This is a genomic window from Pseudomonadales bacterium, from assembly GCA_024234165.1.
Classification (GTDB): domain Bacteria; phylum Pseudomonadota; class Gammaproteobacteria; order Pseudomonadales; family UBA5518; genus UBA5518.
Genome location: JACKOP010000003.1, coordinates 501,182 through 518,384 on the forward strand (window position 1 = coordinate 501,182; position 17,203 = coordinate 518,384).

Consider the following 17,203-nt stretch of genomic DNA (forward strand, 5'->3'; position numbering starts at 1 on the left):
CGCCGGGGTGTGTGGTGCTAACCCTGACGTGCGACTGACAGGTCGGCGATCTGCAGCAGGTTGTCGCGAAACGGCGATGTGGCGACCCCATCCAGTGCCTGTACCGCACGGTCGCGATGCATCTTCGCACGTTCCGTGGTGTATTCGAGCGCCCCGCACAGGCGCACCGTCTCGCCCACATCGGCGAGACGGGTGGCATCCCGTCGCAGAATGGCTTCGCGTACCACGCTCGCGCGTTCGGGTGTGGCGGTCGCCAGCGCATGGATCAGCGGTAAGGTCGGCTTGCCTTCGGCAAGGTCGTCCCCGAGGTTCTTGCCCATGATGGCGGGATCGCCCGTGTAGTCGAGTACGTCGTCGATCAGCTGGAACGCGAGCCCGAGATGCAGGCCGTAGTCGCGCATCGCTCGGCGCGTGATCGTGTCTGCGCCGGCGAGGATCGCCGCGCCTTCGGCCGCGGCAGCGAACAACACGGCAGTCTTCTTGTGAATCACCTGCAGGTACTGCGCCTCCGTGGTGGCCGGATCGCCCGCACGCGCGAGTTGTTCCACCTCGCCCTCGGCGATCAGGTTGGTGGTGTCGGAGACCAGGCGCAGGATATCCATGTCGCCGATGTCGACCAGTACCTGGAAGGCGCGGGAATAGATGAAATCGCCGACCAGCACGCTCGGGGCATTGCCCCAGTTCGCGTTGGCGGTGGCGCGTCCGCGGCGAAGTGCGGAAACATCGACCACATCATCGTGCAGCAGCGTGGCGGTGTGCAGGAACTCGATCACTGCCGCCAGGTCGACGTGGCGCACACCGTCATAGCCGAGAGCGCGCGCAGCGAGCACGGTGATCAGTGGGCGCATGCGCTTGCCGCCACCTTCGACGATGTAGTGACCGATGCTCTCGACCAGCATCACCTCGGAGTGCAGTCGCTGGATCACCAGATGGTTGACGGCGGCAAAGTCGGGCTGGATCTCCGGGCAAATGTAGTCCATCGGGTGCTCGCGGCTTTGCTTGGCGGAACGCGTCGGCATGCTAGAAACCGCACGGGTGGCTGTCAAATCGCTGTGGTTGCGGGGTGCGTCAGGACTGGTGGTCCAAGGTGCGGGCCCGGACTGTACAAAATCACCACCGGCACACGGCGTGATGCCCGTTGCCGGGCTACGCGTGCATGGCCTAGAATGCGCGGCCCTGAACAAACCTCCGGCACGGCGCCCGGGGGTGCCTGGATGCCCCGGCGAATCTTCGCCGACAAGCCCCGACGGGTAAATCACAACCGCAGAAAGGCGCGACAACGGAGTGGTGATCAATGTATGCAGTGATCGAGAGCGGTGGCAAGCAGCACCGCGTGCAGGAAGGTGAAGTGCTGAAGCTGGAGAAGCTCGAGGTTGCCACCGGTGACACCGTCAGCTTCGACCGTGTGCTGCTCGTGGGCAGTGGCGCCGATGTGAAGATCGGCGCCCCGTTCGTATCCGGCAGCACGGTTGCGGCCGAGGTGCTTGGTCATGGCCGCCACGACAAGGTACGGATCATCAAGTTCCGCCGCCGCAAGCACTACAAGCGTGAGACCGGTCATCGGCAGTGGTACACGGCGGTCAGGATCACCGGTATCAACGCAGGCTAAGCATCGAGGAGTAGTTTCATGGCTCACAAGAAGGCAGGTGGCAGTACCCGTAACGGGCGTGACTCCGAGAGCAAGCGCCTCGGCGTGAAGCGCTTTGGGGGCCAGGTCGTGAAGGCCGGCAACATCATCGTTCGTCAGCGCGGCACGCAGTTCCATCCCGGCGTGAATGTCGGCCTGGGCAAGGACCACACGCTGTTCGCGAAGGCCGATGGTCGCGTCGAGTTCACCGTGAAGGGTCCGTTCAGCCGCAGGAAGGTCAACATCGTCCCGGCCTGAGCCGCAGGCGATCGCAGAGGACCCCGCCGCCACGGCGGGGTTTTTGTTTATGAAGTTCGTCGATGAAGTCGCGATTCGTGTGCACGCCGGCAATGGCGGCAACGGCTGTGTCAGCTTCCGCCGCGAGAAGTACGTGCCGTTCGGTGGCCCGGACGGTGGCGACGGTGGTGATGGCGGCAGTATCTGGTTGCTGGCCGATGCTGCGCTGAACACCATGGTCGATTATCGCTACACGCGGCAGTTTCGCGCCGCGAACGGCAAGGCGGGGTCTGGCGCCAACTGTACCGGCAGGAGCGGGGAGGACCTCGTGCTGCCGGTTCCGGTAGGCACCACCGTGATGGACGAGGACACCGGCGAGGTGATAGGTGATCTGACCGCCTCCGGGCAGCGTCTGCTCGTCGCGCAGGGTGGCTTTCATGGTCTCGGCAACACGCGCTTCAAGTCCAGCACGAACCGCGCCCCGCGTCAGAGCACGCCCGGCTCCGATGGCGAGGCGCGCAGCCTGCGGCTCGAGCTCAAGCTGCTTGCCGATGTGGGGCTGCTCGGGCTGCCGAACGCCGGCAAGTCGACTTTCATTCGCGCAGTCTCGGCGGCACGTCCGAAGGTTGCGGATTACCCGTTCACGACGCTGGTGCCGAATCTCGGCGTGGTGCGCATCGCGCAGCACCGCAGTTTCGTGATTGCCGACATCCCCGGGCTGATCGAGGGTGCTTCGGAGGGAGCCGGGTTGGGAGTGCGCTTCCTGAAGCATCTCACGCGAACGCGGTTGTTGCTGCACCTGGTCGATGTGCAGCCGCTGGATGGTTCCGATCCGGTGGAGTCCGTGCGCGCCATCGAACGTGAGCTGCTGCGTTTCAGCGCCACGCTGGCGGAGCGTGAGCGGTGGCTGGTACTGAACAAGACCGATCTGTTGCCACTCGAGGAAATGAGTGCTGTCTGTGACGACATCATCGCGCGGCTCGGCTGGCGTGGTCCGGCGTTCCGCATCTCGGCACTTGCGGCTGACGGTACCGAGGCGCTTTGTGCACGCATGATGACGCATATCGAGGAACAGCGTCGGCGCGAGGAAGATGATCCGGAACTTGCAGCAGCCGAGCAGGAGTTGCAGCGACGCATGCAGGTCGAGGCGCGCGAGCGTATCGCAGCGCTGGCCGAGGCCAGACGCCTGGCGCGCAAGGGCTCGACCGAGGCAGGTGATGATGCCGCTGGCGATGACGATGAGTTCGATGTCGAGGTGGAGTACCGCGCATGAGAGCCAGGGGTGAACTCACCCGTGCGCGACGCTGGGTGATCAAGATCGGCAGCACGCTGCTCACCGACGGCGGACGCGGCTTGCATCGTGAGGCGATCGCGGACTGGGTCGCCCAGATGGCCGAGCTGCGTGCGCGCGGCATCGAGGTGGTGCTGGTGTCCTCGGGTTCCGTCGCAGAGGGCATGGCGCGGCTTGGCTGGAGTGCCCGTCCGGCGGAGATTCATCGGCTGCAGGCAGCGGCTGCAGTCGGGCAGATGGGTCTGGTCCAGACCTACGAGACGTTTTTCCACGAGCACGGGTTGCGTACGGCGCAGATACTGCTGGTGCACGATGATCTCGGCAACCGCCAGCGCTATCTGAATGCGCGCAGCACGCTGAAGACGCTGCTCGAACTCGGTGTGGTGCCGGTGATCAACGAAAACGACACCGTGGCGACCGACGAGATCCGTTTCGGTGACAACGATACCCTGGGTGCGCTGGTCGCGAATCTGATCGAAGCCGACGTGCTGGTGATCCTGACCGACCAGCCGGGGTTGTTTGCACGTGACCCGCGCCGGGATCCGCAGGCCCCGCTGGTGCACGACGCAGACGCCAACGACCAGGCGCTCGAGCAGATGGCCGGTGGCAGCGGTACGGAGTTCGGTCGCGGCGGCATGATCACGAAGGTGCGCGCAGCACGCATCGCCGCGCGTTCGGGTGCGGAGACCGTGATCGTCGGTGGGCGCGCCGAACGGGTGTTGCTGCGTGTCGCCGCAGGCGAGGAGCTCGGTACCTGGCTGCATACCAGCGAGGCGCCGCTTGCCGCGCGCAAGCGCTGGCTGGCGGGACAGCTGCAGGTGCGTGGAAGACTGGTGCTCGACGAGGGTGCGGTGCGCGTGTTGCGCGAATCGGGGCGTAGCCTGCTGCCGGTCGGGGTGCGCGAAGTGCACGGGGATTTCACGCGTGGTGAGCTGGTGGTGTGTTCGGGGCCGGATGGGCGCGACGTTGCCAAGGGATTGATGAACTACAGTGCCGCCGAGGCGCGGCGCATCATGGGGCTGCCGACCAGGCGCATCCAGGAGGAACTGGGGTATTGCGACGGTGAGGAGATGATCCATCGCGACAACCTGGTGCTCTGTTGATGACGTGCAAATTTCCCGTTGCCTTGACACATCCGGGGTGAGTCGGAATAATCCCGCGTCCTTTTTCAAGCTCCGTATTTCGAGGATTCAACGTGGCAAACACCGTGCAGGCAAGAAAGCGCGCGCGTCAGGCTGAAAAGCGCCGCCAACACAACGCCAGCTTCCGTTCGATGGTGCGCACGTCCATCAAGCGCGTGATCGCAGCCATCCGGGAGGGTGATGCCGTGAAGGCTCAGGCTGCCTACATTGCCGCCGTGCCGGTGATCGACCGCATGGCAGACAAGGGCATCATTCACAAGAACAAGGCCGCGCGGCACAAGAGCCGTCTGAACGGGCAGATCAAGGTGCTGGCGCAGAAGGCCGCCTGATTCGCACCGATGTTCCCGCGCCGTGCGGGAAGCGATCATATATAACGAAGACCGGCCCTGCGCCGGTCTTTGCATTTGACGCGCCCCGGGTTTCAGCCAGAGAGCCCGCTGGGGATTGGTGCATGCACGTCGGCATGAATGCCGACCTACGAATCCGAACGCCAACCGGTGTAGGTTGGATTTCAATCCGACATTCGAGTCGGCATGAATGCCGACCTGCGCAGGTCGTGGGGCGGGCTTCAGCCCGACGGACAGTGGCTCCAGCCGCGGGAATCCCGGTTCAGGAAGCCGGCCCCAGGTTCTGCCAGGCGATCGCAAGCCAGGCCAGCAGCACCAGCATCATCGCGATGAACACCCCGGCAGAGCCGAAATCCTTCGCTTCGCCGGAAAGCTGGTGCGTCTCGGTACTGATGCGATCGACCACCCGCTCGATGGCTGAATTGAACATCTCGGCCAGCAGTACGAGTCCGCAGGAACCGAGCAGCAGCACCAGTTCCACCGCATCGTGCGCGAGCACGAAAGCGAGCGGTGCCAGCGGTACCAGCATGGCGCACTCCAGACGGAAAGCCGTCTCCTGCCGCCACGCAGTGCGCAGCCCCTGCATCGAGAATGCGAATGCGTCGACTGCATGCAACACGCCGCGACGACCTTCCTTGCGAGTTTGCGTTTCTATCGCACTGGCTCCGTTGACCGTTGACCGTTGACCGTTGACAGGCAAGCGCTGGCGTGGCGTGTCGGCGCCGCCCATCTTTCCGTTCCGCTGGCCTGGCGTCAATGCAGTTATACTCGTGCCGTGCAGGCTTGCAGCCTGCGGACTCGTGGTGAGGATACCTGGCGGAGACTACATGTCGATCGACGACGCATTTCCCGTACACGTTGCACGCACGCCCGAGGGTGATTATCTGCTCACCTGGACCGACGAGTTCAGCAACCACGATGTCGACGTGAGCATGGGAACTGCGCCGGAACTTGCTGCCGGCAGTGAACCCGTGGTGCGTGCCGCGCACTCCGGGGTGCGTGTCGCGGGCGGGCCCGGGCGCCGGCGGCGCTACTTTCACCTGCGCCCGACACGTGGCGAGGCGGTCACTGCCGCCGAACGCGCCCTGCCGCTCGATGCCGGTACGAACTTTCGTGACCTCGGGGGCTATCGTACCGAGAGCGGGCGTCGGGTTGGCTGGGGGCGGCTGTTCCGTTCGGGGCATACGGACGCGCTCAGCGAGCGCGACGTCGCGTATCTCGATGGACTCGACATTCGTGTGTGCTGCGATTTCCGCCGCCTGGACGAACATCACCTCGAGCCGCCACGGCTGCCCGTCACTACGCGCGTCGTCAGCGTCACGATCGATCCGGGCAGTTCGACGTCGTTCTTCGAGCGTCTTGCCGAGGGCGGTGTGGATCCCGCCGAAATGGCTGCGTTCATGGAGGATGCGAATCGCGAGTTCGTGCGTCATCACACCCTGCAGTTCCGGCGCATGTTCGAGGAGCTGCTCGCGTTGGCGGAAGGTGCGTTCATGATCAACTGCGCGGCCGGCAAGGACCGTACGGGCTTTGGCGCCGCAATGATCCTGGCCGCGCTGGGGGTTCCCGAACAGGCGATCGTCGCCGACTACCTGTTGTCCGGGCGCTACTTTCCGATAGAGCGGGAACTCGCGCGCGTGCAGCGCAAATACTCGGGTCATTCCGGGCGCGTGCTCGACGTCGACATGATGATGCCGATGATGCAGGCGCGGAGGGAATACATCGAAGCCGCGCTTGCGGCGATCCGCGAGGATTACGGTACGCTCGAGCATTTCCTCGAACAGGCACTCGGTGTGGGTGCCGAAGCACGCCGCGAACTGCGCGAACGCCTTACCGTGTAGGTCGGGTTTCAACCCGACGGGAAAGGTGTGTGCCCTGTCGGCATGCATGCCGACCTGCGTTCGTAGGTCGGGTTTCAACCCGACGGGTATGGTGCGTGCCCTGTCGGCATGCATGCCGACCTGCGGTCGTAGGTCGGGTTTCAACCCGACGGAAAGCGCTCTGTCGTCAGGACAGCCAGCGACCGAGCGGCGTGGTCCAGAGGAAGCTCATCAGCTTGCGCATGCCTTCGGCCTTCTTCAGCGTGTACGGATAGGCGCTCGGCAGTTCCTTGCCGCCAAAGCGGTCGATCACGACCGGCATCGCGTGGCAGTAGCCGCGCAGGCCGACCTCGCCGTTGACCTGTCCTATACCGCTTTCCTTGCGCCCGCCGAACGGTGCTGCCGGCACCCCGTAGGACATCGCCATGTCGTTGACCGACACCGAGCCGGTATCCATGCGCGTGGCGATCGCAAAGCCCTTCTGCTTGTCGCGCGTCCACACGTTGCCGTTCAGCCCGTAGGGTGAGTCGTTCGCGAGGCGCAGCGCCTCCTCGACATCGCGCACCTTCTGTACGCACAGGATAGGGCCGAAGGTCTCTTCGCGCATGATCTGCATTCCCGAGTCGACACCGCTGATCACGGTCGGCTCGTAGTACAGTCCGGGCAGGTCCGGGTTGCGTCGGCCGCCGACGTGGACCGTTGCACCCTTCGCACGTGCATCGGCCACATGTTCCTCGATGATCGCCATCTGGCGATCCCAGAACACCGCGCCCACGTCTTCCTCGAAGCCAAGCGAGGACCCCTGGCGAAGCTTGCGCGTACCTTCGACGACCTTGGCCAGAAACGCATCGTAGACCGGCTCGACGACGTAGATGCGCTCGGTGCCACAGCAGTAATGGCCGGTGTTCATGCATGAGCCGACGATCGCACCGGCCGCCGCACGGTCGAGGTCCGCGTCCTCGCACACGATCATCGCGTCCTTGCCACCGAGTTCCAGCGTGCAGGGCACCAGGCGTCGCCCACAGGCTTCGGCGATCAGTCGCCCGGTACGCACGCTGCCGGTAAACGCGATCTTGTCGATCGCAGAGTCGACGAGGTGTGCGCCGGTCTCGCCGTCGCCCATCAGCACCTGCAGCAACCCGTCCGGCAGTCCCGCCTCGCGGAAGATGTCCTCGACCAGTCGCGTGGAATACGGTGTTACCTCGGAGCCCTTCAGCACCACCGCGTTGCCCGCCATCAGCGCCTGCACGCTGGGGTTCATCGCGAGCACGAACGGGGCGTTCCACGGCGTGATCACGCCGATCACACCGAGCGGGCGGTAGACGATGCGCAACTGCTTCGCGATGCCGAGCAGCCCGTGTACGCGCTTTCTCTGCGGCTTCAGGAACTTTCCGGCGTTCTTTGCGTAATAGCACAGCGAGTCGGCAGCCGCGAAGATCTCCATGCTCATGGCATCGAGGCGCGCCTTGCCGGTCTCGCGTACCACGGTGTCGATGATCTCGTCCTGGCGTGCCAGCAGCACGTGCAGCGCGCGCTGCATGTATGCGGCGCGCTCGTCGAAGCTCTTCGCGGCCCAGGTGGACTGGGCCGCGTGTGCGCGTGCAACGGCTGCGTGCACGTCGTCGCGGTTCGCGCACACGAGTTCACCGATCGGTGCCAGATCGATGGGGCTGCGCAGCGCGAGTACGCGTCGCGATTCGCCTTCCTTCACTACCGGTGCATAGATCGACATCGACATTTCCCCTGCTGGATGGAGCGCAATCTGTTGCCACGACAGCGGTGTGGCGCGTGAATCCGCGCGACGATATGCGGTGGTGGATGGCGTCCCGGTTGACGTCGCGTTACGGTACGTTAACCCGCACCGCGGCCGTGACGGCGTTGCGGGAGTCCGGAATGACGCGCCACCGGTTCGGGGCCGCGTGTGCCGCCGGTGCGCAGTGCGTCATCGGTGCGCGGTGGTGGCGGCGAGGAATAGGGATAGAACGCCGCAATCTGCTGTGCGAACGCGTGCGATGTGTCCGCAGCAGCGGGATGCGGGTTGCGTCGTGGCGAGTGCATCGGGTCGGTGTCGCCCGTCAATGCGGCTGCAGCAAGCATGCGGTGTGTTCTCCGTCGGCTGTCTGCAGTATACGTCGGCGGTGCCTCAGTGCCTTCCGGTCAATGGCACGAAGCGAACCGCAATCGTGTGGTGTGTATGGAACGTGTCTTCACCGGTGCGTTCGATCACGTCGAGGCTCTGCCATCCTGCGCTGTCTTCCACGGGCAGCACCAGCTTGCCGCCGGTACGCAACTGGCGCAGCAGCGGGTCGGGAACGCCGGCTCCTGCCGCCGTGACCATGATGCCGTCGAAAGGCGCGTGTTCGGGCCAGCCGTGCCAGCCGTCGCCGCACTTCAGCGTGACGTTGCGGTAGTCGAGTTCGCGCAGCACCTGCGCGGCCCGCTGCGCCAGTTCCGCCACGATCTCGATGCCGTAGACCTCGCGCACGAGCTCCGCGAGGATTGCGGCCTGGTAGCCCGAGCCGCTGCCGATCTCGAGCACGCGATCGTCGGGGCGGGTGTCCAGCAGTTCCGTCATCAGCGCCACGATGAAAGGCTGCGAGATCGTCTGTCCGTGACCGATCGGCAGCGGTGAATCACCGTACGCCCGCCGCGCCAGTCCGGGCGGCACGAAGCGTTCGCGCGGCACCCTGCGCAGGGCGTCGATGACGCGTGGTGACAGGGCGTGGCGACCAACCTCCGTGCAGGTGTCTCGCATATGATCCTCGATCACCTGGATCATTTCTTCGCGCACGCCACAACCTCCCCTCATGCCGTCGCCGTAGTATGCTCCGGCATGAACATGAACAGCGAGATCAGCCGTGGCCACCGGTCTTTTCACCCACGAACTGTGCGCGCGCCATCAGATGGGCGAGTCGCATCCGGAGTCACCGCAGCGACTGGCTTCGATCTTCGATTTCCTGCGTGCTTCGGGGCTGTTCTCGGAACTCGTGCAGCACGAGGCACCCGTCGTCGAGCGCGAAGCGCTCCTGCGCGCGCATCCGGAACACTACCTGGCCATGCTCGAGCGCCTGCTGCCGCAACAAGGCCTGGCGTGGGCGGATCCCGATACCGCGCTGAACGAATTCACGCTGGATGCCGCAGCGCGCGCTGCCGGTGCCGCCACTGCGGCGGTGCGCGCGGTCATGAGCGGCAGCCTCACGAACGCCTTCTGTGCGGTGCGCCCGCCCGGACATCATGCCGAGCATGCGCGTGTGATGGGGTTCTGCTTCCACAACAACGTGGCAGTCGGCGTGCACGAGGCGCTGGCTGCCGGGCTCGAGCGTGTTGCGGTGGTCGATTTCGACGTGCACCACGGCAACGGCACGGTCGACATCTTCATGGAAGACCCGCGCGTGCTGGTCTGCTCGAGCTTCCAGCATCCGTTCTATCCGTATCGGATGTTCGACGTCGATCGTCCGAATATCGTCAACACGCCACTCGACGAGGGCTGTGCCAGCGCCGAATTCCGCCGTCGTGTCGAGGCGCAGTGGCTGAAGCGACTCGATGCCCATGCGCCGCAACTGCTGTTCGTATCGGCCGGATTCGACGCGCACGCGCGTGATCCGCTCGGCGGACTGGAGCTGCACGAAACCGATTTTCGCTGGGTGACGGAGCTGGTTGCCGATGTCGCGTGCCGTCACGCAAACGGGCGCATCGTGTCGGTGCTGGAAGGCGGTTACGACGTCGACGCGCTGGCGCGCAGCGTCGATGTGCATGTGCAGGTGTTGCGCGAGAGCGATCCGGCGTAGGTCGGGCTTCAGCCAGACCGGTGAGCCGGCATCGTCGGCATGAATGCCGACCTACAGGGCGTCGCGGAGCGCGGACTCGAGGTCCGGGAAACGGAACGTGAAGCCGGCATCGAGCGCGCGTGCCGGCAGCACGCGCTGGCCGGTCAGCAGCAGACGCGACATCTCGCCGAATGCCGTGCGCAGCACAAATTCCGGCAGTGGCAGCAGCGCGGGGCGATGCAGCACGCGCCCCAGCGTGTGTGCAAACTGCGCGCTGGTCACCGGATTCGGCGCGGTGGCATTGAACACGCCGACCACGTTCCGGTGTGTCAGCAACCATTCGAACAGCGACAGCAGATCGTCGCGGTGAATCCAGCTCATCCATTGCCGGCCGCTGCCGATCGGACCACCCAGTCCGAAGCGAAACGCCGGCAGCAGACGCTGCAGGAAGCCTCCGTCGGGGCCGATCACCAGGCCGATGCGCGCGATCGTCACCCGTATGCCGAGCGCGCGCGCACGCGAGGCGCTTTGTTCCCAGTCGGCGCAGAGTTCGTGCGTGAATTCCTCGTGCGGGGGGCTGCCTTCGGTCACGGCAACGTCACCCTGGTCGCCGTAGAAGCCCACGGCGGATGCGCTGAGCAGGGTGCCGGGGCGTGGGTCGAGCTCGCGCATCCAGTCGACGAGTGCATCGGTCACCGCGATCCGGCTGTCACGCAGCCGCTGCTTGCGCGTCGCCGTCCAGCGCCGGTCTGCGATCGGTTCGCCAGCCAGGTTCACGACCGCGTCGATCGGCACTTCGTGCCGCAGATCCTCGAGCCGGCTCACGATATGTGTGCCGCTCGGCAGCACGCGTGCGGCGCGTGCAGGATCGCGACTCAACACCTCGATCGTCGCACCCGTCGTGGCGAGGCGCCTGCACAGTGCCTGCCCGATGAATCCGCTGCCGCCGGTGATCACGTAACGTCCCATGGCGCACCTCCGCGGTTGGTGAGCCCGCGAGCGCGCTGCGCTCGCAGTGGTTGATTTAGTCTACGCCAAGCCTCATATATCGGGTGAATCCAGGAGAAAGCCCCATGAGCGAACAGCACGGCAGCGATACGGGACGCGGATCAGGCACCGAGCTTGCGCTGCCGGACCTCGCACTGCCCGAGATTCTCTACCTGATGCCGGTGACGACACGGCCATTCATGCCGGCCCAGATCCAGCCGATGATGGCCGATGCCGCCGCGTGGGGTGATACGGTTCAGCGCGTCGCGCAAGCCGATCACAAGATCATGGGCCTGTTCTTCGTCGATACCGACGACACCACCACGGTCAAGGCGGACGACATTCCACTGATCGGCTGTGCGGTGCGGCTGCTGAGCGCCTCCGGGGACGGCAAGCGACTGCAGTTCCTTGCGCAGGGTCTGGGCCGGGCGCGCATCCGGCGCTGGATCAACCGCACGCCGCCTTATGTGGTGCAGGTCGAGTATCCGAAGGACGAGCTCGAGCGCAACGACGAGACGCGCGCGTATGCGATGGCGCTGGCCGGCGCGATCAAGGAGCTGGTGCCGCTGAACCCGCTCTACCACGAGGAGCTGAAGCATTATCTGCTGCGTTTCAGTCCGGAAGATCCTTCGCCACTCACCGATTTCTCGGTGACGCTGACCAGTGCGGAAGGGCGCGAGCTGCAGGACATACTCGAGACGCTGCCGGTGCTGGCACGCATGCACAAGGTGCTGCCGCTGCTGAAGAAGGAAATCGAGGTCGCACGCCTGCAGGACCGCATCAGCAGCCAGGTCAACCAGACCGTGAACGAGCGCCAGCGCGAGTTCTTCCTGCGCGAACAGTTGAAGGTGATCAAGCAGGAGCTGGGGCTGTCCAAGGATGACCGCAGCGCCGATGTCGAGAAGTTCGAGGCACGGCTTGCCGGGCTGCAGGTGCCGGAGTACGCGCTGGAGCGCATTCGCGACGAGCTCGACAAGCTGGCCATCCTCGAGACCGGTTCGCCCGAGTACGGCGTGACGCGCAATTACCTCGACTGGGCGACCTCGGTACCGTGGGGAGTGCACTCGAAGGACAAGCTCGATCTGGCGCACGCGCGGGCAGTGCTCGAGCGCGACCACGACGGCCTGGCGGATGTGAAGGATCGTATCCTGGAATTCATCGCGGTCGGTGCGCACCGTGGCGGGATCAGTGGTTCGATCATCCTGCTGGTCGGTCCGCCCGGTGTCGGCAAGACATCGATCGGGCGTTCGATCGCCAACGCGCTGGGGCGCGAGTTCTATCGCTTCAGCGTCGGCGGCATGCGCGATGAGGCCGAGATCAAGGGCCACCGCCGGACCTACATCGGTGCGATGCCGGGCAAGTTCGTGCAGGCGCTGAAGCAGGTCAAGGTTGCCAACCCCGTGATCATGCTCGACGAGATCGACAAGATCGGCGGCTCCTATCACGGTGATCCGGCGTCGGCGCTGCTCGAGGCGCTGGACCCGGAGCAGAACGCCGATTTCCTCGACCACTACCTCGATCTGCGTGTCGATCTGTCGAAGGTGCTGTTCGTGTGCACCGCGAACCAGCTCGATACGATCCCGGCGCCGTTGCGCGATCGCATGGAGGTGATCCGGCTCGCCGGCTACATCGCCGAAGAGAAACTCGTGATCGCGAAGAACCACCTCTGGCCGCGCCAGCTCGAGCGTGCCGGCGTGAAGCCGGTGCGGCTGCGTATTGCGGATGCAGCGCTGCGCCACGTGATCGATGGCTACGCGCGCGAGGCGGGCGTGCGCAACCTCGAGAAGCGCCTGGCCGCGCTGGTGCGCAAGAGCGTGGTGAAGCTGCTCGACGACCCTGCGGCACGACTGCGCATCGGGCGTGCCGAGGTCGAACAGATGCTCGGTGCGCCGGTGTTCACAAAGGAGAAACCCTTGCGCGGGGTCGGTGTGGTCACCGGACTGGCGTGGACCGCGCTCGGTGGTGCGACGCTGCCGGTAGAGGCGACGCGGGTGCATACGCTGACGCGAGGCTTCAAACTCACCGGCAAGCTCGGTGAGGTGATGCGTGAGTCAGCCGAAATCGCCTACAGCTACGCGATGTCGCACCTGGTTCGATACGGCGCGGATCCGCAGTTCTTCGACGAATCCTTCGTGCACCTGCACGTGCCCGAGGGTGCGACGCCGAAGGACGGACCGAGTGCCGGCGTCACGATGGCGACGGCGTTGATCTCGCTGGCACGTGGCAAGGCCCCGACCCGCGCGCTGGCGATGACCGGGGAACTCACGCTGACCGGGCAGGTGCTGGCGGTTGGCGGCATTCGCGAGAAGGTGATCGCGGCCCGGCGCGTCGGCATCGGCGAGCTGGTGCTGCCGGAGGCGAATCGCAAGGATTTCACGGAGCTGCCGGCTTACCTGCGCGAGGGCCTGGAGGTGCACTTCGCGAAGCGCTACGACGACGTGTTCCGCGTGGTGTTCGCGCCCCCGTAGGTCGGCATTCATGCAGTCCCGTAGGTCGGCATTCATGCAGTCCCGTAGGTCGGCATTCATGCCGACGGTTTGGTGCCGATCCTCGCGGACGCCCGCCGGGTTGAAACCCGACCTGCGGTCACGCGTTCAACAGGAATTCGACCAGTGCCTTCTGTGCGTGCAGGCGGTTCTCGGCCTCGTCCCAGATCACCGTATCGGAGGCGTCCATCAGTTCGGCGCTGATTTCCTCGCCGCGGTGTGCCGGCAGGCAGTGCAGGTAGATCGCATCCGGTGCCGCCACGTCCAGCAGCCGCCGCTCGAGCCGATAGCCAGCGAATGCGCGAGCGCGTCGCTCCTGCTCTGCTTCCTGTCCCATCGAGGCCCATACGTCGGTGGCGAGCAGGTGCGCACCACGCGCGGCATCGAGCGGGTCGCGCACCACGCTGACGCGATCGGCGTTGGCACGCAGCAGATCCTCGCGCGGCTCGTATCCTTCCGGGCAGGCGATGCGCAACTCGAAGTCGAACTGCCGTGCGGCATTGATATACGACTGGCACATGTTGTTGCCGTCGCCGATCCACGCCACCTGCCGGCCACGGATGCTGCCCCGGTGTTCGACGAAGGTCTGCACGTCGGCCAGCAGCTGGCAGGGGTGGAAGTCATCGGTCAGCCCGTTGATCACCGGTACGCGCGAACAGGCGGCAAAGCGCTCGACGATGGTGTGCGCGAAGGTGCGGATCATCACGATGTCGACCATCGACGACAGCACGCGCGCGGTGTCCTCGAGCGGCTCGCCACGCCCGAGCTGGGTGTCGCGTGGCGACAGGAACAGCGCGTGTCCTCCCATCTGTGCCATGCCGGACTCGAAGGAAACGCGGGTGCGGGTCGAGGATTTCTCGAAGATCATGCCCATCACACGGCCATTGCCGATGGTGCCGGTGCCGGCACCGCGCGGATCGGCCTTCATCGCACTGGCACGCCGGATCACGGACTCGAGTTCCGCAGGACTCAGGTCGAGGAGCGTCAGGAAGTGTCGTGCCGGCATGACGGATGTCTCCGGGAGGAGGTGAGTTGCTAGCCCGGGTTGGCGCAGGCGTGCTCGCGCGCCTCGATCAGTTCACCCAGTGTAGCGACGATCTGGTCGATTTCCGCAGCGCCGATGATCAGCGGCGGCAGCAGGCGGATCACGCTGTCGGCGGTGACGTTGATCAGCAGCCCGCGCGCCAGTGCCGCCGACATCAGCTCGGTGCAGGGTTCACGCAGCTCGATCCCCACCATCAGCCCGCGACCGCGTACCTCGACGACGCCCTGCAGTCCCGCGAGCCGCGTGCGCAGACCATCCATCAGGCGTGCGCCCATGCGCTCGGCGTTGGCGCACAGATCATCGGCAACGATCGTAGCGAGCACGCTGAGTGCCGCCGCACACGCGAGCGGGTTGCCGCCGAAGGTGGAGCCGTGGTTGCCGGCGTGGAATACGCCGGCGGCAGCGCCGTGCGCAAGGCAGGCGCCTATGGGTACCCCGTTGCCGAGCCCTTTTGCGGTGGTCAGCACGTCGGGCACCACGGGCGTGTGCTGGAATGCAAACAGGCGACCGGTGCGTCCGTTGCCAGTCTGCACCTCGTCGAGCATCATCAGCCAGCCGTTGCGGTCACACAGCTCGCGCACGCCCTCGAGGTAACCCGCTGGCGCGACGCGCACGCCCGACTCGCCCTGGATCGGCTCGAGCAGCACCGCGACGATGCTGGTGTTGTTGCGCGCGATGTTCTGCAGTTCGTCGAGGTCGCCGTAGCGTGCACGCACGAATCCGCTGACCAGCGGCTCGAAACCGGCCTGCACCTTGCGGCTGCCGGTCGCCGACAGCGTGGCCAGCGTGCGGCCGTGGAACGAGTTTTCCATCACCACGATCGACGGCCTGTCGACCCCGCGACCGTGACCGTACATGCGCGCGATCTTGATCGCGCATTCGTTGGCCTCGGCGCCGGAGTTGCCGAAGAACACATTGTCCATTCCGCTCAGCGCGGCGAGCCGTTCGGCCAGCTCGCGTTGGCGGGTGATGCCGTAGACGTTCGAGGTATGCAGCAGTTGCGCGGCCTGTGCCTGGATGGCGCGCGTCACGGCCGGGTGTGCGTGCCCCAGGCCGCAAACCGCGATGCCGGCGAGCGCGTCCAGATAGCGGCGGGCGCCGGTGTCGTAGAGCCACACGCCTTCGCCGTGCGTGAACTCGACATCGAGCCGCTTGTAAGTGGGCATGATCGATTTCGGGTCCATGAGCACCTCCCGTTCAAGGGATGCCAAAAAGCAAAGAGGCAGCGCGTGCTGCCCCCGGAAAAGGGGCCGATGGTAACGATCGAAGGTGCGTCGTGCAAGGCCGAGCCTTTTCCTGTAGGCGCCAGTTAGTAATGTCCCCTCCGAACCAGTCAGAAGTGTCCCCTTTTGGTTGGTTGGCGAAAGGCCGATCGCTTTGCTGGGTTATTGCCGGCGACTCATGTAGACTGGTCCGCGTTTCACGTTCCTTTCCGAGGTGAATGGCACCCATGTCCGAGGACATCATCGAGACGATCAAGCAGCAGATCGCGAGCAACCCCGTGATCCTGTACATGAAAGGTTCTCCCGACCAGCCACAGTGCGGTTTTTCGGCGCGCGCATCGCAGGTGCTGATGGCCTGTGGCGAGCGCTTCGCCTACGTCGACATCCTGTCGAACCCGGCGATCCGCGCCAATCTGCCCGCGTATGCAAACTGGCCGACGTTCCCGCAACTGTGGGTCGACGGTGAGTTGATCGGCGGTTCGGACATCATTGCGGAGATGCACGAGAAGGGCGAACTGCTGCCGCTGGTGAAGCAGGCGGTCGCGAAGAGCGCCTGATCGAAGCCAAGGGGAGCGCGGCGACGCGTCGCGCTCAGTCGTCCTCGCCGCCAGCACCCGCAGGCGGCCATCCCATCGCACGCTGCCAGTCGTTCACGATGGTGCAGAACAGTTCGGCCGTCTTTTCGCAGTCGTAGCCGGCACGATGCGCCTTGCGCGTGCTGAACTCGATACCCGCCATCGCGCAGGCCTTCGCCAGCACGGTCTGGCCGTAGGCCATGCCGGCCAGCGTCACGGTGTCGAAGGTGCTGAACGGGTGGAACGGATTGCGCTTGATGCCCTGGCGGTTGGCGGCCGTGAACACGAAACCGTGATCGAAGAAGGCGTTGTGCCCGACCAAGATCGCGCGCTTGCAGCCTGCAGCGCGCATCGCCAGGCGGATCTCGGCAAACAGCTGGCGCAGCACCTCGCCTTCGTCCAGGGCGCCGCGTGCGGGGTCGTAGGGGTCGATGCCGGTGAAATCGAGTGACGCCTGTTCGATGTTGGCACCGTCGAACGGGTGCACTGCGTGACTGATCGTGCGTGCACAGACCAGTTCGCCCGCCGCGGTCATGTCCAGCAGCGTGATCGCGGCTTCCAGCAACGCGTCGTTGCGCGCATCGAAGCCCCCGGTTTCCACGTCGAGCACCACCGGCAGGTAGCCGCGGAAGCGGCGTGCCATCATCGAGTCCCGG

At 65.4% G+C, this 17,203-nt stretch carries 18 protein-coding genes; 9 read left to right on the top strand and 9 right to left on the bottom strand.

Going from position 1 to position 17,203, the window contains the following annotated elements; genetic code table 11:
• Positions 1–17 precede the first annotated feature (17 nt).
• On the bottom strand, positions 18–980 hold the full coding sequence (locus tag H7A12_11555; GenBank protein ID MCP5321445.1) for a polyprenyl synthetase family protein: 963 nt from the start codon (positions 978–980) through the stop codon (positions 18–20).
• Between the two features lie 314 nt (positions 981–1,294).
• Between H7A12_11555 and rplU the strand changes: the two genes are divergently transcribed.
• The 5 genes from rplU (at position 1,295) to rpsT (ending at position 4,626) form a co-directional block, all read left to right on the top strand.
• On the top strand, positions 1,295–1,609 hold the full coding sequence (gene rplU / locus H7A12_11560; protein MCP5321446.1) for a 50S ribosomal protein L21: 315 nt from the start codon (positions 1,295–1,297) through the stop codon (positions 1,607–1,609).
• Between the two features lie 18 nt (positions 1,610–1,627).
• Positions 1,628–1,885 (top strand): 50S ribosomal protein L27, encoded by a 258-nt coding sequence (rpmA, locus tag H7A12_11565; GenBank protein ID MCP5321447.1) that lies wholly within the window; start codon positions 1,628–1,630, stop codon positions 1,883–1,885.
• A 49-nt stretch (positions 1,886–1,934) separates the two neighbouring features.
• Positions 1,935–3,137, top strand: coding sequence for an Obg family GTPase CgtA (cgtA, locus tag H7A12_11570; GenBank protein MCP5321448.1), 1,203 nt, complete (start codon positions 1,935–1,937; stop codon positions 3,135–3,137).
• Positions 3,134–4,258, top strand: a complete 1,125-nt coding sequence (locus H7A12_11575; GenBank protein MCP5321449.1) for a glutamate 5-kinase — start codon at positions 3,134–3,136, stop codon at positions 4,256–4,258. The genes cgtA and H7A12_11575 overlap by 4 nt, the downstream gene beginning before the upstream one ends.
• Positions 4,259–4,350: 92 nt before the next feature.
• Positions 4,351–4,626 (top strand): 30S ribosomal protein S20, encoded by a 276-nt coding sequence (gene rpsT, locus H7A12_11580; GenBank protein ID MCP5321450.1) that lies wholly within the window; start codon positions 4,351–4,353, stop codon positions 4,624–4,626.
• A 280-nt stretch (positions 4,627–4,906) separates the two neighbouring features.
• Here rpsT and H7A12_11585 read toward each other — a convergent pair whose 3' ends face one another.
• Positions 4,907–5,374, bottom strand: coding sequence for a diacylglycerol kinase (locus H7A12_11585; GenBank protein ID MCP5321451.1), 468 nt, complete (start codon positions 5,372–5,374; stop codon positions 4,907–4,909).
• A 97-nt stretch (positions 5,375–5,471) separates the two neighbouring features.
• Here H7A12_11585 and H7A12_11590 point away from each other — a divergent pair, with 97 nt between their 5' ends.
• Positions 5,472–6,485 (top strand): tyrosine-protein phosphatase, encoded by a 1,014-nt coding sequence (locus tag H7A12_11590; GenBank protein ID MCP5321452.1) that lies wholly within the window; start codon positions 5,472–5,474, stop codon positions 6,483–6,485.
• A 166-nt stretch (positions 6,486–6,651) separates the two neighbouring features.
• Here H7A12_11590 and H7A12_11595 read toward each other — a convergent pair whose 3' ends face one another.
• From H7A12_11595 to H7A12_11605, 3 genes are all read right to left on the bottom strand, one after another.
• The gene (locus H7A12_11595) at positions 6,652–8,196 is read right to left on the bottom strand and encodes an aldehyde dehydrogenase family protein (protein ID MCP5321453.1); all 1,545 of its coding nucleotides are present in this window, start codon (positions 8,194–8,196) and stop codon (positions 6,652–6,654) included.
• Between the two features lie 119 nt (positions 8,197–8,315).
• Positions 8,316–8,561, bottom strand: coding sequence for a hypothetical protein (locus H7A12_11600; protein MCP5321454.1), 246 nt, complete (start codon positions 8,559–8,561; stop codon positions 8,316–8,318).
• Between the two features lie 46 nt (positions 8,562–8,607).
• Positions 8,608–9,243, bottom strand: coding sequence for a protein-L-isoaspartate(D-aspartate) O-methyltransferase (locus H7A12_11605; protein ID MCP5321455.1), 636 nt, complete (start codon positions 9,241–9,243; stop codon positions 8,608–8,610).
• Between the two features lie 124 nt (positions 9,244–9,367).
• On the opposite strand from H7A12_11605, the gene H7A12_11610 reads away from it, so the two are divergent.
• Complete coding sequence (locus tag H7A12_11610; GenBank protein ID MCP5321456.1) at positions 9,368–10,252, top strand: histone deacetylase family protein; 885 nt, start codon at positions 9,368–9,370, stop codon at positions 10,250–10,252.
• Between the two features lie 51 nt (positions 10,253–10,303).
• Here the strand turns inward: H7A12_11610 and H7A12_11615 are convergent, their stop codons facing one another.
• Positions 10,304–11,200, bottom strand: a complete 897-nt coding sequence (locus tag H7A12_11615) for a TIGR01777 family protein (GenBank protein MCP5321457.1) — start codon at positions 11,198–11,200, stop codon at positions 10,304–10,306.
• 104 nt (positions 11,201–11,304) lie between these two features.
• Here H7A12_11615 and lon point away from each other — a divergent pair, with 104 nt between their 5' ends.
• Positions 11,305–13,686: an endopeptidase La gene (gene lon / locus H7A12_11620; GenBank protein MCP5321458.1), complete on the top strand. Its 2,382-nt coding sequence runs from the start codon at positions 11,305–11,307 to the stop codon at positions 13,684–13,686.
• A 118-nt stretch (positions 13,687–13,804) separates the two neighbouring features.
• On the opposite strand, the gene argF is transcribed toward lon, so the two are convergent.
• Positions 13,805–14,710, bottom strand: coding sequence for an ornithine carbamoyltransferase (gene argF / locus H7A12_11625; GenBank protein ID MCP5321459.1), 906 nt, complete (start codon positions 14,708–14,710; stop codon positions 13,805–13,807).
• A 29-nt stretch (positions 14,711–14,739) separates the two neighbouring features.
• Entirely contained in the window at positions 14,740–15,915 is a 1,176-nt protein-coding gene (locus H7A12_11630) for an aspartate aminotransferase family protein (protein ID MCP5321460.1), read from the bottom strand.
• Between the two features lie 284 nt (positions 15,916–16,199).
• Between H7A12_11630 and grxD the strand changes: the two genes are divergently transcribed.
• Positions 16,200–16,529: a Grx4 family monothiol glutaredoxin gene (gene grxD / locus H7A12_11635; protein ID MCP5321461.1), complete on the top strand. Its 330-nt coding sequence runs from the start codon at positions 16,200–16,202 to the stop codon at positions 16,527–16,529.
• Between the two features lie 34 nt (positions 16,530–16,563).
• Here the strand turns inward: grxD and rnt are convergent, their stop codons facing one another.
• The gene (rnt, locus tag H7A12_11640) at positions 16,564–17,190 is read right to left on the bottom strand and encodes a ribonuclease T (GenBank protein ID MCP5321462.1); all 627 of its coding nucleotides are present in this window, start codon (positions 17,188–17,190) and stop codon (positions 16,564–16,566) included.
• Positions 17,191–17,203 lie beyond the last annotated feature (13 nt).

Excerpts from the sequence above, each read along its gene's own strand:
- H7A12_11555 (MCP5321445.1), bottom strand. The coding sequence starts at position 980 with ATGGACTACATTTGCCCGGAGATCCAGCCCGACTTTGCCGCCGTCAAC.
- rplU (MCP5321446.1), top strand. The coding sequence starts at position 1,295 with ATGTATGCAGTGATCGAGAGCGGTGGCAAGCAGCACCGCGTGCAGGAA.
- rpmA (MCP5321447.1), top strand. The coding sequence starts at position 1,628 with ATGGCTCACAAGAAGGCAGGTGGCAGTACCCGTAACGGGCGTGACTCC.
- cgtA (MCP5321448.1), top strand. The coding sequence starts at position 1,935 with ATGAAGTTCGTCGATGAAGTCGCGATTCGTGTGCACGCCGGCAATGGC.
- H7A12_11575 (MCP5321449.1), top strand. The coding sequence starts at position 3,134 with ATGAGAGCCAGGGGTGAACTCACCCGTGCGCGACGCTGGGTGATCAAG.
- H7A12_11585 (MCP5321451.1), bottom strand. The coding sequence starts at position 5,374 with ATGGGCGGCGCCGACACGCCACGCCAGCGCTTGCCTGTCAACGGTCAA.
- H7A12_11590 (MCP5321452.1), top strand. The coding sequence starts at position 5,472 with ATGTCGATCGACGACGCATTTCCCGTACACGTTGCACGCACGCCCGAG.
- H7A12_11595 (MCP5321453.1), bottom strand. The coding sequence starts at position 8,196 with ATGTCGATCTATGCACCGGTAGTGAAGGAAGGCGAATCGCGACGCGTA.
- H7A12_11600 (MCP5321454.1), bottom strand. The coding sequence starts at position 8,561 with ATGCTTGCTGCAGCCGCATTGACGGGCGACACCGACCCGATGCACTCG.
- H7A12_11605 (MCP5321455.1), bottom strand. The coding sequence starts at position 9,243 with ATGATCCAGGTGATCGAGGATCATATGCGAGACACCTGCACGGAGGTT.
- H7A12_11610 (MCP5321456.1), top strand. The coding sequence starts at position 9,368 with ATGGGCGAGTCGCATCCGGAGTCACCGCAGCGACTGGCTTCGATCTTC.
- H7A12_11615 (MCP5321457.1), bottom strand. The coding sequence starts at position 11,200 with ATGGGACGTTACGTGATCACCGGCGGCAGCGGATTCATCGGGCAGGCA.
- lon (MCP5321458.1), top strand. The coding sequence starts at position 11,305 with ATGAGCGAACAGCACGGCAGCGATACGGGACGCGGATCAGGCACCGAG.
- argF (MCP5321459.1), bottom strand. The coding sequence starts at position 14,710 with ATGCCGGCACGACACTTCCTGACGCTCCTCGACCTGAGTCCTGCGGAA.
- H7A12_11630 (MCP5321460.1), bottom strand. The coding sequence starts at position 15,915 with ATGCCCACTTACAAGCGGCTCGATGTCGAGTTCACGCACGGCGAAGGC.
- grxD (MCP5321461.1), top strand. The coding sequence starts at position 16,200 with ATGTCCGAGGACATCATCGAGACGATCAAGCAGCAGATCGCGAGCAAC.
- rnt (MCP5321462.1), bottom strand. The coding sequence starts at position 17,190 with ATGGCACGCCGCTTCCGCGGCTACCTGCCGGTGGTGCTCGACGTGGAA.